This is a genomic window from Aurantimonas marina (assembly GCF_017183135.1).
Classification (GTDB): Bacteria; Pseudomonadota; Alphaproteobacteria; order Rhizobiales; family Rhizobiaceae; genus Aurantimonas; species Aurantimonas marina.
In genome coordinates this window covers 173,226-187,554 of record NZ_JADDXW010000004.1, presented here as the reverse complement: position 1 = coordinate 187,554, position 14,329 = coordinate 173,226, and the positions used below count along the sequence as shown (strand labels likewise).

Sequence of the window (14,329 nt, the reverse complement as noted above, 5' to 3'; positions counted from 1 at the left end):
CGCTGACACGAAAACGTCACCGCACGCGACTGGTCGTGATCCCAAACGTCTTGACCCACGCAGCCTTCGACCCTCAAGACTGGTGTCCGAGGCGGAGACCTGGAGCGAGGCCAATCGCCGCGGATACCCGACGGAGGTTTCAAGCTGGCCATATCATCGCGCTTCGAGCGACCATTGGTCTACCGACAGCGACTGTGGACCCGGATCACCCACTGGGCCTGGACACTCTGCCTGTTCTTCCTGCTCCTCTCGGGCCTGCAGATCTTCATGGCCCGGCCCGACCTCTATATCGGGCAGGAATCCGGTTTCGCCTACGACAACACCATCCTGTCGATCGGCGCCACTATGGACGGCGCCGCGATGAAGGGCCGGACGATCCTGTTCGGCCAGGCCTTCGACACCACCGGGTGGCTCGGCGCCGTCTGGGAGGGCGACCGTCTGCAGCCAAAGAGTTTTCCGTCCTGGCTGACCATCCCCGGCTACAGGGACCTGGCGACCGGCCGGGTCGTGCATCTGTTCTTCGCCTGGGGCCTGGCGATCACGCTTCTCGTCTGGCTCCTCGCCAGTCTGATCAACCGCCATATCAAGGAGCTTTTTCCGACCGGTGACGACCTCCGCCATTTGCCGCGCGAAGCCGCCGACCACGCGCGGCTGCGCTTTTCCCGCGAAGCCCGCTATAACGCCTTGCAGAAGCTGTCCTACGCGAGCGTGCTGTTCATCGCTTTGCCGCTGATCATCGCCACCGGCCTGACGATGTCGCCGGGTGTGAATGCATGGGCACCGTGGATGCTCGATGTCTTCGGCGGCCGCCAGACCGCGCGCACGATCCACTTCGTCCTGATGCTGTATCTGGTCCTCTTCGCCGTCGTCCACATCGTCATGGTGGTCCTTGCCGGCCCCATCAACGAGCTGCGCTCGATGATCACCGGCTGGTACCGAACCGATCCGGAGTCCGAATGATGACCCGCTCTGAGCTCACCCGCCGGCGCTTTCTGACAGGGGCGACAATTGCCTCGACCGCGCCGCTCGCCGGCTGCTTCGACTTTCTTGGGGTCCGCGACAACGAGATTCGCGACGTGCTGGAAACCGCGAACTCCCTCACCTACCGGGTGCAGCGCTTCCTGCTCGGCTCCGACACCCTCGCCCGCGAGTTTTCCGAAACCGAAATCCGCCAGCCGATGCGGCCGAACGGCTCGACCAACCCGCGTAACCCGGCCTACCGCGCCCTCGCGGAAGCGGAGTTTGCCAGCTATCGCCTGCCCGTCGACGGCCTCGTCGAGAAACCACTGAGCTTGTCGCTCGATGAGCTTCGCGCCATGCCGGCCCGCACCCAGATCACCCGGCACGACTGCGTCGAGGGCTGGAGCTGCATCGCCAAATGGACCGGCACGCCGCTCGCCGCCGTGCTCGATCAGGCCGGCGTCAAGCCGCAGGCGCGCTTCGTGGTGTTCGAATGCTTCGACGCGATGGGCAGCGGGTTCCTGCGCCCGATCGAATATTACGAATCGATCGACCTCATGGACGCCCGGCATCCGCAAACGATCCTCGCCTATGGCATGAACGACAAGACCCTGCCGATCGCCAACGGCGCGCCGTTGCGCGTCCGGATCGAGCGGCAGCTCGGTTACAAGATGGCGAAATACATCCGCGCCGTCCGCGTCACCGACACGCTCGACGGCTTCGGCCGGGGCGGCGGCGGCTATTGGGAGGACAATGGCTACGAGTGGTTCGCCGGAATTTGAGGCGGCGGGAAACCAGTTTGGAAGCCATGCTCTTTTGAGCTAAGCAGGCGATCGGATCGATGACCCTTGAGAGTCGCATTTGCCCCTTCCACAACGCACGTCCGATCTCCTAGTCCATCTGTCCGGGCGGCCGGGGCATGACGAGGTTAAGGCCGACTTCCGCAGCCTTCTGACGGAGGAGTTCGGAGCCGACATCCACTCAGTGGATTTCGAGCGCCGCGTCCCCGAGGTGCGGGGGCGAATCGACGCGCTGATCGGGCGGACCGTATTCGAGGCCAAATCCAACCTCGACCGGGAACTGGGCGATGTGGAACGGCGCATGCCTGACTACCTCGCCGACCGTCAAAGAGAGACGGGCGAATCCTACATCGGCATCGCCAGCGACGGACTGAAATGGATCGTCTACGAACTCGCCTCCGGCGCGCTGGTGAAGATCAAGGAAACCACTCTCGATCCCGACAAGGGCGAGCAGTTTCTTGCGTGGCTGGATGGGGCCGTCGCGCTCAAATCATCGCTGCCGCCGGAAGCGTTGACCATCCGCATGGAGCTAGGCGAGGAGTCGATAGCCTTTAGGCGAGCCTCCGAAGAGCTGTCGGTTCTCTGGGATCAGTTGAAGCTTCGACCCGACGTCGCGCTTAAGAAACAGCTGTGGTCGTCGCTGCTGCGATTGGTCTACGGCCGCGACATCGACAACGAGGCGCTGTGGATACAGCACACATTCCTGGTCGTCGTAGCCAAATGCCTCGCATTGGCCGTCCTCGACCTCAAGGATGACGATCCGGCGAGCGTCCTTTCCGGCCGCGCCTTTCAGCAAGCCGGAATTTCCGGCGCCGTCGAAAGCGATTTTTTCGACTGGGTGATCGCGGCACCGGAGGGCGAGCGCCTCGTTCGGCGGATCATGGCTCATGTCCGGCGCTTTCGGCTGCGCGAGGTTCAGAGCGACGTTCTGAAGATCATCTACGAGTCGCTGATCGACCGGGACGAACGGCATGGCCTCGGCGAATACTACACACCCGACTGGCTGGCGGCGAAGGTCGTCAGGAACGCTGTGGAGCGGCCGGCGGAACAACGGGTTCTCGATCCGGCCTGCGGCTCGGGCACGTTCCTCTTCCACGCGCTGAGAACCTTCCTCGCCGAGGCCGAGGAGATCGAGCTGCCGATGGAGCGGCGCGCGGTCGAGGCGACCCGGCTCGTCGCCGGCATGGACATCCACCCGGTCGCCGTCATCATTGCCCGCGTCACCTATCTGCTGGCGCTGGCTCCGGTCCTCGGCCTCAGAAAGGGCGGGCTGACGATCCCCGTCTATCTCGGTGACGCCATGCAGCTCTCGATCAGCCAGGTACTGACCGGCAAGGAGCTGAAGATTCGCGTCCCGCCCCCGCCGGCCGGCGACGGGCAGAGCGGCGCGCCCGTCGGCAACGGCGCCGAATTCCTCGACTTCCCGGAAGCCTTCTGTCGCGACCCGGACCTCTTCGACAAGGCGATCGAGCGCATGCGCACCGGCTCCGAGGAGGGCTTGTCGCGCCAGCAGATCGAGGCGGCGTTGCGGCGCATCACCGTCGAGCACTACAACGCGATCCCGACGCTCGAGAAGCGTGAAGACCCGTTGAGCCCCGAACGGCTCGCCGCCATCGGCGACCTCGGCAGGACCTACGTCCTGTTCGACCGGCTGCGCAAGGAAGGCCGCGACACGGTCTGGGCTTATGTCGCGCGCAACCTCTCGCGGCCGCTGTTCCTGTCGTCGGAAGGTGGCTGGGCCAACGTCATCGTCGGCAATCCGCCATGGGTCGCGTTTCGTCACATGAGCGCCGATTTGCAGCCCCGGTTCAAGGAATTGGCGAAGGACGAACGGGTCTATGTCGGCGGCAAACTGACCACCCAGAACGACCTCGCCGCGTTGTTCACCGTGCGCGCGGCGGCGCTGTATCTGCGCTCGGGCGGACGGCTCGCCTTTGTCCTGCCGCTGGCGGCGCTGACCCGCGGCCAGTTCGAGCGGCTGCGTAGCGGCGTTTTCGCCAGCGTGCGCTTCCGCATCGACGAGACCTGGACGATGGACGACGGGGTGCAGCCGCTGTTTCCAGTGCCGAGCTGCGCGATGTTCGTCACCAAGCGCCGCATCGGCCAGCAGAACGAGGCCGCGATCAAGCGGCGCGCCTATCGCGGCTTCCTGCCCTATCGCGACGCGCCGGAGGACATCGCGGACACGAAATTGCATGTGGACGACGCGCCGGGCGATCCTGCCGAGGCAAGTTTCGAGGGCGGCTCGCCCTATCGGAAGCAGTTCCGCCAGGGTGCGACGCTTGTGCCCCGCTTCCTCTGCTTTGTCGAGCATAAGCGTCTCGGCGCGCTCGGCTCCGATCCCAGCGCCCCCTTCGTCGCAAGCCGGCGGACGACACAGGAAAAGCAGCCTTGGAAGACCCTCCCGTCGCTGGAAGGGCGGGTCGAGGCCGAGTTCCTGCGCCCCGTTCTTCTCGGCGAAAGCATCCTGCCCTATCGCGTCTGGCGGCCCTTCGAGGGTGTCGTGCCGGTGACGGAGCGCGGCGAGGTGCTGTCCTCGACCGCCGCCTCGAACCGGGGCTACCAGCACATCGCCAATTGGATGCGCGAGGCGGAGCGGATGTGGACGGAGAACGCGACCGAGGCCAACAAGCTGACTCTAAATGGCCGCTGGAACTATCATGGCGAGCTGTCGGCACAGTTTCCCATTGCCCCGCTCCGCGTGGTCTACGCCAAGGCCGGCAACCACCCGGCGAGCTGTATTGTTCGCGACGACCAAGCGGTCATCGACCACAAACTTTACTGGTCAGCGATCCGAACAGAGGCGGAAGCGGCTTATCTCACGGCGATCTTCAACGCCGAAGCCGCGCGCTCCCTGATTGAGCATCTTCAGGCACGCGGACTGTTCGGTGCCCGCGATTTCGACAAGGTGATGTTCCACCTGCCCATCCCCCGCTACGACGCGGCCAGCGCGCTGCACGCGGATCTCGCGGCGGCGGCGCAAGAGGCCGAGACGCTCGCCTCCACGACCGACATTCCGGAGGGCATGGGCTTCCAGCGCGCCCGCCGCGTCGTGCGCGACGCGCTCGCGGACGCCGGTATCGCCCAGCGCATCGACGCGCTGGTCAAGCGCCTGATCGAAGGGAGCTGAGCCCTCCTCACAACGGAATGTTGTCGTGCTTCTTCCAGGGGTTGTCGAGGTCCTTGTTGCGCAGCATGGCCAGCGCACGGGAGACCCGGCGGCGGGTCGAGTGCGGCATGATCACCTCGTCGACATAGCCGCGCTCGGCCGCGACGAAGGGCGACAGGAACCGCTTCTCATAGGCGGCGGCATGGGCGGCGATCTTGTCCGGATCGGCCGCATCCTTGCGATGGATGATCTCGGCCGCGCCCTTGGCCCCCATCACCGCGATCTGCGCCGTCGGCCAGGCATAGTTGATGTCGCCGCGAAGGTGCTTCGACGCCATCACGTCATAGGCGCCGCCGAACGCCTTGCGGGTGATGACCGTGACCTTCGGCACCGTCGCCTCGGCATAGGCGAACAGAAGCTTGGCGCCGTGCTTGATCAGGCCACCATATTCCTGCGCGGTGCCCGGCAGGAAGCCCGGCACGTCGACGAAAGTGACGACCGGGATCGAAAAGCAGTCGCAAAAGCGCACGAAGCGCGCGGCCTTGCGGCTGGCGTCCGCGTCGAGAACGCCGGCCAGCACCATCGGCTGGTTGGCGACGATGCCGACCGTGCGGCCCTCGATCCGCCCGAAGCCGGTGACGATGTTGCGTGCAAAGGCCTCCTGGATCTCGAAGAAATCGCCCTCGTCGACCGTCTTCCTGATCAGCTCCTTCATCTCGTAGGGCTTGTTGGCGTTGTCCGGGATCAACGTGTCGAGCGAGCTATCCTCCTCCAACACCGACTGCGTATAATCGAGTTCGGGCACCGGCGAGGTGTTCGACGCCGGCAGGAAGTCGATCAGCCGGCGCATCTGCAACAGGGCGTCGACATCGTTGTCATAGGCGCCGTCGGCGATCGAGGATTTGACGGTGTGGACCGAGGCGCCGCCGAGTTCCTCGGCGGTCACGGTTTCGTTGGTCACGGTTTTCACCACGTCCGGCCCGGTGACGAACATGTAGGACGTGTCGCGCACCATGAAGATGAAGTCGGTCATCGCCGGCGAATAGACGTCGCCGCCGGCGCAGGGCCCCATGATGACGGAAATCTGCGGGATGACGCCCGAGGCCATGACGTTGCGCTGGAATATCTCGGCATAGCCACCGAGCGCGGCGACGCCTTCCTGGATGCGCGCGCCGCCGGCATCGTAGAAGCCGATGATCGGCGCGCGGTTGCGCAGCGCCAGATCCTGGACCTTCTGGACCTTTTCCGCGTGCGCCTCCGACAGTGAGCCGCCGAAGACGGTAAAATCCTTGGCGAAGACGAAGACGGTGCGGCCGTTGACGGTGCCCCAGCCGGTGACGACGCCGTCGCCGGGGATCGTCTGCTCGGCCATGCCGAAATCCGTCGCCCGGTGCTGGACGAACATGTCGAATTCCTCGAACGAACCCTCGTCGAGAAACACCGTGAGACGCTCGCGGGCGGTCAGCTTGCCCTTTTCGTGCTGGGCATCGATGCGCCGTTGGCCGCCGCCTTGCCTCGCCCGTTCGCGCCGGACTTCCAGTTCGGCCAGCATCTCGTGCATCGTTTCGTCCCCCCCCTGCGCGCTCGGCCTGCGTATCGGCCGACGCGCCTGCTTCATGGCATCGTCATACCGGGATAAATGCATCGAACGGCATCGGCAATCGGCGGTAGGTCGAATAGGCCAGGCTTTGCGCGAGCGACACGCCCTTTTGCGCTATGGGCGCCCCAGGAAAACCGCCGCCACGCGCATCTCCTCCCAGCGCTGGCCGCGCCGGGCCGCGGCCTCTTCGTCGGCGCCCCATTGTTCGATGTTCCAGTCCTCGTCGAGATGCCCCAGCGACCAGGCTTCCTCGGCCGAAAGCCGCCCTTCGGCGACGGCGAGCGCAAGCAGCGCCGAGCCGGTGAGCGTCGTCGCCTGATGCATCGCGGCGATGCGGAATGGATCGTTGATCTTGGCCAACCGCGAACGAAACCCCTCCAGCGAGGCCGGCGGCTGGGCGACATGCATGACGCCCTCGGCGAGCACGAAGCGTCCGCCGAAGCTGTCCTTCGCCCAATCGAGAATCGGGTCCCAGCGCTCGCGCTGGCGCTGTGCGAGCCGTTCCGGCGAGCCGGCCCGGTAGAACAGGAGATCGGTCTCCACATAGCGGCCGATATCGTCGCGCACCGGAACCGGATCGTCGGCGATCGCCTCGATGACCGTGTTGACCAGCCGCGTCATCGGCATCCTCGCCGGATCGATCCGCTCGCGCTGGGCCTCCCATTCGGCAGCGAGTGTCTCGGCGGCGTCGCGCAGCGGCACGGCCAGCGGACGCCGTCCCGGCGTCTTCACCGGCCGGCCGTCCAAAAGAATGGAGAATCCACCGGCGGCCTCGGCCAGCGTGACGGTCTGGTAGAATCGTTTGGGCAGTTCGGATCGATTCGTTCCGGCGGTCATCGGGTGTCTCCTGTCGTCATGGCGAGAGCCGAACGCGGCATCAGTCAGCCGCCACCCATTGGCCGCGTTGCGATGGGACCGGGTCGCCAGGCAGCCAGGCGTCGATGAGTGCCTCGAGTTCTTCGACCGTCTCGGCCACTGCGTAAGCGCCGGAGGCGAGCAGCGGGGCAGCTTCGTGGGTGCCCCAGGCAACGCCCAGCGCCGACGCCCCGGCCGTCTTCGCCATCTCGATGTCGTAGACGGAATCGCCGACGACGAGCGCATGGCAAGGATCCAGCCCGAATTCGGCGCAGCACTCCTCGACCATCGCCGGATGTGGCTTGGAGGGACAATCGTCGGCGGTCCGCACGGCGTGGAACGTCGTCTCCATGCCATGCGCCTCGCAGATCGCCGCCACACCGCGGCGCGATTTGCCGGTGACCATGGCGAGCAGAACGTCTTCGCGCACCGCGAGCCGATCGATCAGCTCCTTCATGCCCGGAAACAGTGTCTCGCGAAACCGCTCGTCCGCCCGCGACTCGCGAAAAGTACGGCGGTAGCCCTCGACCATCGCGGCGAGCAATGGCGGCTCGGCGGCAGGATGCAGGCGGCCGATCGCGACGTCCAGGGACAGGCCGATGATGCCACGCGTTTCCACGTCCGCCGGCTCCGGCAAGCCGTGCTCGGCAAAGACCCGCCGCATGATGTCGCAGATCAGGCCGCAGCTATCGGCGATGGTGCCGTCACAGTCGAACAGAACCGCCCGCATCAGTCGCCCAACGCGCCTTCGTCGAAACCGAACAGGTTGAAGGTCTGCACCATATGCGGCGGCAGCGGCGCAATCTGATCGACGACACCGCCGTCCGGATGCGGAATGACGATGCGGCGCGCATGCAGATGCAGCCGCTTCTGCACGCCGCCGGGAAACTCCCAATTGGTGTCGTGCTCGAAATATTTCGGATCGCCGAGGATCGGATGCCCGATATGAAGAGCGTGGACACGCAGCTGATGTGTCCGCCCCGTATAGGGCTCGAACTCGATCCAAGCGAAGTTCTGAGCGAGATTCTCGATTACCCGGTAATGGGTCAGCGCGTGATCGGCACCCTCCTCGCCGTGTTTGGCGACGCGCATCCGGTCGCCGTCCTCCGTCTGCTCCTTGACGAGGAAGGTCGAGATGCGCCCGTCCCGTGGTGTGGGGACGCCTTTGACCACCGCCCAATAGACCTTTTTGGTATCGCGCTCGCGAAACGCCTTGGTCAGCGCCGTCGCGGCGCCGCGCGTGCGGGCGACGACGAGAACGCCGGACGTGTCGCGGTCGAGCCGGTGGACGAGCCGCGGCTTCTCGCCCTTGCGGCTGCGCCAGGCCTCCAGCATCTTGTCGACATGCCGGGAAACGCCCGAGCCGCCCTGGACAGCGAGGCCGGCCGGCTTGTTGAAGACATAGACCTTTGCGTCCTCGTAGATCAGCATCTGCGCCAAAACGTCGCCATCATGCTGGTCGCGGATCGTGTTGCGGGTCAGCGGGCCGACCTTACCGCGTGCCAAGTCGGTTCCCATCGGCGGCACGCGGACCATCTGCCCGGCGAGAACCCGCGTGTCCGACTTGGCGCGGCCACCATCGATCCGCACCTGGCCCGAGCGCAGCAGCTTCTGCAGATGACCGAAGCCGAGACCCGGATAGTGCAGCTTGAACCAGCGGTCGAGGCGCAAGCCGGCCTCGTCCTCCTCGATCCGTCGCTGTTCGACAGACGTCATCGTCATTTCCTTTGCTTGGCTCGCCTCAGCCGCCATCAGACGAGCCCCCGTGCCGCAGCGAACCCGGCAAACAGCGCCGCAATGCCCGCGACGACGGAACCGATGACGTAAAACGCCGCCAAACCGAACGCTCCGCGCTCATACAGCGCCACGGCATCAAGCGAGAAGGACGAGAAGGTGGTGAACCCGCCCAGCAGCCCGACGGCGAGGAACAGCCGCAATTCATTCGATGCACCGAAGCGGCGCGCGACGATCTCCATCACGATACCCATCAGGAACGATCCGGAGACGTTCACGAAGGCCGTACCGAACGGAAAGTTCGGACCGAGAAGACGAAGCGCGGCAAGATTCGATAAATGTCGAAGACTCGCACCGGTCGCGCCGCCCGCCGCGACGAGGATGAGGTGATACATGCGGTCTCTATAACCGCCGCGTTGCAGCGAGGCTAGCCACACGATCGGCGCGCGGCGACGCCGAGCTCAGATTGCCGGCGCCGCCCCAAACCGTGGCGGAACCGCTATTCCGCGGCCTCTGCCTCGGCCTTCGCCTGTTCGAGGAACGGCTGGCGCCGTTCGGCATGGAGCCCGCGCATGGTCGACCAGCACAATGCCAGGAGCAGGAACGCAAATGGAAAGCCCGTCGCGATCGCCGCGCCCTGGAGCGCGGCAAGCCCGCCGCCGACCAGAAGCGCGATTGCGACGAGGCCCTCGAAGGTTGCCCAGAAGATTCGCTGCGGGACCGGCGCGTCAATCTTGCCGCCGGCGGTGATCGTATCGATGACCAGCGAACCGGAGTCGGACGAGGTGACGAAGAACACGATGACCAGAACGATACCGATGAAGGAGGTGATCGCCGTTAGCGGCAATTGGCCAAGCATGACGAAGAGCTTCACTTCGAGCGCCGCGTCGACGATGCCGGCGAAGCCGTCGATCGTTTCGGTGAGGGCCGTTCCGCCGAACACCGTCATCCAGATGATCGACACGATCGTTGGGATGATCAGGACGCAAGTGAGAAACTCGCGGACAGTCCGGCCGCGCGACACCCGCGCGATGAACATGCCGACGAAGGGTGACCAGCTCATCCACCAGGCCCAATAGAAGCTGGTCCAGCCCTCTCTGAAGTTGTCGTCGCCGCGGCCGAACGGATTGGAAAGCGGGACGACCTCGCGCAGATAGGCAAGCGAATTGCCGAAGAAGCCGCGGACGACATCCATGGTCGGTCCGACCAGAAAGATGAACCCCAGCAAGAGCAGCGCGAGACCCATATTGATCTCAGACAGTCGTTTCACACCCGCATCGAGCCCGGCGACCACGGACGCTAGCGCGACGCCTGTGATGACGATGATCAGGACGATCTTGCTGAACGTCGTGGCCGGCACGCCAAAGAGATAGTTCAGGCCGGCAACCGCCTGCTCCGCGCCGAAGCCGAGCGACGTGGCGAGGCCGAACAGGGTGGCGAAGACGGCCAGCGTATCGATGACATGGCCCGGCCAGCCCCAGACGCGATCGCCAAGAACGGGGTAGAAGGCCGAGCGCATGGTGAGCGGCAGGCCCCAATTATAGCTGAAGAAAGCCAGCGCCAGAGCAACCACGGCATAAATCGCCCAAGGGTGAAGCCCCCAGTGATAGATCGTCGCGGCCATGCCGAGCCGGCGGGACGCCTCGGTATCGCCGACAGCGCCACCAAGGGGCGCCCAGGAATCGCCTGCGAGCGACGTGGAAAAGTGCGAGATCGGTTCCGAAACGCCGTAGAACATCAGGCCAATGCCCATGCCGGCCGCGAACAGCATCGCGAACCAGCCGAAATAGCCATATTCCGGTTTGGCATCCTTGCCGCCCAGCCGAATCGAGCCGTAGGGCGACACGATGAGGAACAGGCAGAAAAGGACGAAAATGTTGCCCGCGATGAGGAAGACCCAGTCGAAGTTCGCAGTCAGCGCTGGGCGCAGCCAGCCGAAGAAATCGTCGGCGACGGTCGGGAACAGCAGCGTGAAAGCGACGAAGGCGATGATCAGGCCGGCGGAAATCGGAAACACCGGATTGTGGATATCGAGGCCGTATTTTCGCAAATTGTCCTGCCCGACCTCGTAGTCGGTGACGGAATGTTCGGCCAACTGGCCAGGTTCGAGCGACATCGAAACCTCACTTTCAAAACGGTACTGGAATGGATCGCAAAGAAGTACAGTGGTTCTTACGAATGTGGACTCACTGTTACCTTGGCACAAATCCAGCCATTCCGCACCCATTGCGACGGCAGTGCGGGCAGAATTGTCGAGATGTTTCTAACGTATCAGCTTTCCAGACCGCGTCTCTCACGAAGATTGGCCCAATGTTGCAAACGTTCGCCGATCGAAACCTCAGCCCCCCGCTCCGTCGGTCGGTAGAAAACCGGCCGTTCCATGTCGTCGGGAAAATAGCTTTGGCCGGAAAACGCGTCCGGCGCGTCGTGATCGTAGGCATAGCCGGCGCCGTAACCCTCCGAGCGCATCAGCGTCGTCGGGGCGTTGAGGATATGCTTGGGCGGCAGCAGCGAACCATGCTCCTTGGCCGCCCGCATGGCCGCCTTGTAGGCCAGGTACACCGCGTTGGATTTCGGTGCCGACGCCAGGTACACCGTCGCTTCGGCGAGCGCGAGTTCACCTTCCGGCGAGCCGAGATAGTCGTAGGCGTCCTTGGCTGCGAGCGCGATGCCAAGCGCCCGCGGATCGGCCAACCCGATATCTTCGGCCGCCATCCGCACCAGCCGCCGCCCAAGATAGAGCGGGTCCTCGCCGGCATCGAGCATTCGACAAAGCCAGTAGAGCGCCGCGTCCGGGTCCGATCCACGCACCGATTTATGCAGAGCGGAGATCAGGTTGTAATGGCCGTCCTGACCCTTGTCGTAGACCGGCGCCCGACGTTGGACGATGTCCTGCAAGCTGGCCGCGTCGAAGATCTCGCCCGCCCGGCCGGCACGCCAGGTCTCCTCTGCCAATGTCAGGATTGCGCGACCGTCGCCATCGGCCATCCGCAAGAGCACCGCCCGCGCCTCCTCGTCGAGCGGCAAGGGCCGCCCTTCCGCTGCCTCGGCCCGCGCGAGCAGCTTGACGAGGCTGTCCGACCCATGCGGGCGAAAGGTCAGGACCCGGGCCCGCGACAAAAGCGCCGCGTTGAGCTCGAAGGACGGGTTTTCGGTCGTGGCGCCGACGAGGACGACCGTGCCGTCCTCCATCACCGGCAGGAACGAATCCTGCTGCGCCCGATTGAAGCGATGTATCTCGTCGACGAAAAGCAGCGTCCGTCTGCCGTTGGAGCGGCGCAGGCGCGCCGCCTCGAATACCTTCTTGAGGTCCGCGACGCCGGAAAAGATCGCCGAAATCTGCTCGAAAGCATAATCGACCTCATTGGCGAGAAGTCGCGCGACTGTGGTTTTCCCGGTGCCGGGTGGCCCCCAGAAGATCATAGAGCCAAGGCTGCCGGTTGCGAGCATGCGCGACAGCACACCGCCCTCCCCGGTCAGATGCTCCTGGCCGACGACCTCGGCGAGCGTGCGCGGTCGCAGTCGATCGGCGAGCGGCCGGGACGGATCATCGGCCGGCATCTGCCCGCTCTTCCCTGTGCGGATCGACGTCCCCGAATCGCCCCCGCCGAAGAGATCCGCCAAGTCAGCGCACCAATTGAGTCATGCGACGACCGTCCCGCTCGACCTCGAATTGCCAGCCGCGATAACGCCGTTTCAGCATTCCCTCCAACGACCGCGTCGAGGCGATGACATCGCCGTTGACGGTCAAAAGAATATCGTTCGGCCGCAAGCCGAAGCGCTGCGCCAGTGATCCGCGTTTGACGGCCGCCACGACGACCCCGGTCTTGTCCGCCGGCAGACCCCGCTCCTCGGCGACGCGTGGCGACAGGTTGAGCACCGTGGCGCCGGAGAACGGGTTGTTGCCGGACAGGCTGCGCTCGTCGCGCGGCGGGATCTCGGGCGCCGCCTCCAGCGGCAGTTCAATGGTTTCCCGCTCGTCGCCTCGCAAAACGCGCATCTTCGCCGTGCGCCCGACGCCGGCTGTCGCCAGCCGGTAACCGAGCGCGTCGGGATTGTCGATCGCAAAGCCATCGACCGACAGGATGACGTCACCGACCGTGATGCCGGCCTGCGCGGCTGGGCTATCGTTCATCACCGCCTGCACCAGCGCGCCGGTCGGCCGGGGAAGACCGAGCGCATCGGCGATATCGGGCGTGACCGACGCGAAGGTTGCACCGACATAGGGACGCTCGAAGCGGCCGCCCGCCTTGGCGGCGCGCTGGAAGCTCGCCACCATGTTGGACGGGATTGCGAAACCGATACCGTTGGAGCCGCCGGACCGCGAGAAGATCGCCGTGTTCACGCCGACGAGCCGGCCCTTCATGTCGATCAGCGCGCCGCCGGAATTGCCGGGGTTGATCGCCGCGTCGGTCTGAATGAAGAAGCCGAAGTCGTTGACGCCGATATGATTTCGCGCCAGCGCCGAGACGATACCGGTCGTGACGGTCTGGCCGATGCCGAACGGGTTGCCGATCGCCAGGACGAGATCGCCAATCTCCAACTCGTCGGAGTCGGCGATCGGCAGCGACGGGAACGGCCCTTCGCCCTCGATCGCAAGCACCGCCAGGTCCACTTTCGCGTCCTTGAGCAGCACTTTCGTCTCGAACTCCCGGCCGTCGCTGAAGGCGATCTTCACCTCGTCGGCGTTCTCAACCACGTGATTGTTGGTGACAACCAGGCCGGAGGGATCAATGATCACACCGGAACCGAGCGCCGACTCCATACGCGGCCGGTTGTCGAATCGTTGACCAAAAAACTGGCCGAAGAAGGGATCGTTCGCGAAGGGTGATTGCCGCGTCGGGACGATGCGCGCCGCATAGACATTCACGACGGCTGGTGCCGTTTCCTCGACGAGCGGAGCGAAAGAGAGATCGATTTCCGCCCGGCCCGACGGCACGGTCTTCGTTTCGGCAGCGACAGCGTCCGGCAACGGAACCACGCTGCCCTCACCGGACTCAGAAGCCTGTCGATCTCGAGCCGGTCGATCTCGCCCATCCGACGATGGCTGCACCCCGCCACCGTCACCGCCGCCATCCGTCGTCTGCCCACCGAGCAATCTACTGATCCAGCCGCCAACGCTCCAGCCGTGATCAGCCCCAAGCGTTGGAGACACTGTTAGGAAAGTCGCGATCAAAGCGACCCATAAAACCCGTTGTGACCGCATCACCCGCCTGTCGTTCACCCACCGACTCGCCCTTGGAAGCCGGCCCCGCTTTAAACCAGATGGAA

General features: G+C 64.9%; 11 protein-coding genes. 3 read left to right on the top strand and 8 right to left on the bottom strand.

Annotated elements, in window-relative coordinates:
* Positions 1-174 precede the first annotated feature (174 nt).
* From ING15_RS06800 to ING15_RS06790, 3 genes are all read left to right on the top strand, one after another.
* Positions 175-960 carry a cytochrome b/b6 domain-containing protein gene (locus tag ING15_RS06800; RefSeq protein WP_232845609.1) on the top strand — a complete coding sequence of 262 codons (786 nt, stop codon included), beginning with the start codon at positions 175-177 and terminating at the stop codon, positions 958-960.
* Positions 960-1,742, top strand: coding sequence for a molybdopterin-binding protein (locus ING15_RS06795; protein ID WP_206454031.1), 783 nt, complete (start codon positions 960-962; stop codon positions 1,740-1,742). Before ING15_RS06800 ends, ING15_RS06795 begins: the two co-directional genes overlap by 1 nt.
* 79 nt (positions 1,743-1,821) lie before the next feature.
* Positions 1,822-4,890 carry an N-6 DNA methylase gene (locus tag ING15_RS06790; RefSeq protein WP_206454030.1) on the top strand — a complete coding sequence of 1,023 codons (3,069 nt, stop codon included), beginning with the start codon at positions 1,822-1,824 and terminating at the stop codon, positions 4,888-4,890.
* A gap of 7 nt (positions 4,891-4,897) precedes the next feature.
* Here ING15_RS06790 and ING15_RS06785 read toward each other — a convergent pair whose 3' ends face one another.
* From ING15_RS06785 to ING15_RS06750, 8 genes are all read right to left on the bottom strand, one after another.
* Entirely contained in the window at positions 4,898-6,430 is a 1,533-nt protein-coding gene (locus ING15_RS06785; RefSeq protein ID WP_206454029.1) for an acyl-CoA carboxylase subunit beta, read from the bottom strand.
* Between the two features lie 153 nt (positions 6,431-6,583).
* On the bottom strand, positions 6,584-7,306 hold the full coding sequence (locus ING15_RS06780) for an ATP12 family chaperone protein (protein ID WP_206454028.1): 723 nt from the start codon (positions 7,304-7,306) through the stop codon (positions 6,584-6,586).
* A gap of 40 nt (positions 7,307-7,346) precedes the next feature.
* Positions 7,347-8,054, bottom strand: a complete 708-nt coding sequence (locus ING15_RS06775) for an HAD-IA family hydrolase (RefSeq protein WP_206454027.1) — start codon at positions 8,052-8,054, stop codon at positions 7,347-7,349.
* Complete coding sequence (locus ING15_RS06770) at positions 8,054-9,040, bottom strand: RluA family pseudouridine synthase (protein ID WP_206454026.1); 987 nt, start codon at positions 9,038-9,040, stop codon at positions 8,054-8,056. The genes ING15_RS06775 and ING15_RS06770 overlap by 1 nt, the downstream gene beginning before the upstream one ends.
* Before the next feature lie 35 nt (positions 9,041-9,075).
* Positions 9,076-9,453 (bottom strand): fluoride efflux transporter CrcB, encoded by a 378-nt coding sequence (gene crcB / locus ING15_RS06765; RefSeq protein ID WP_206454025.1) that lies wholly within the window; start codon positions 9,451-9,453, stop codon positions 9,076-9,078.
* Positions 9,454-9,557: 104 nt separating this feature from the next.
* Positions 9,558-11,174 (bottom strand): BCCT family transporter, encoded by a 1,617-nt coding sequence (locus tag ING15_RS06760; protein ID WP_206454024.1) that lies wholly within the window; start codon positions 11,172-11,174, stop codon positions 9,558-9,560.
* A gap of 155 nt (positions 11,175-11,329) precedes the next feature.
* Complete coding sequence (locus tag ING15_RS06755) at positions 11,330-12,619, bottom strand: replication-associated recombination protein A (RefSeq protein ID WP_206454023.1); 1,290 nt, start codon at positions 12,617-12,619, stop codon at positions 11,330-11,332.
* Between the two features lie 64 nt (positions 12,620-12,683).
* The gene (locus tag ING15_RS06750; protein WP_332873788.1) at positions 12,684-14,039 is read right to left on the bottom strand and encodes a DegQ family serine endoprotease; all 1,356 of its coding nucleotides are present in this window, start codon (positions 14,037-14,039) and stop codon (positions 12,684-12,686) included.
* Positions 14,040-14,329 lie beyond the last annotated feature (290 nt).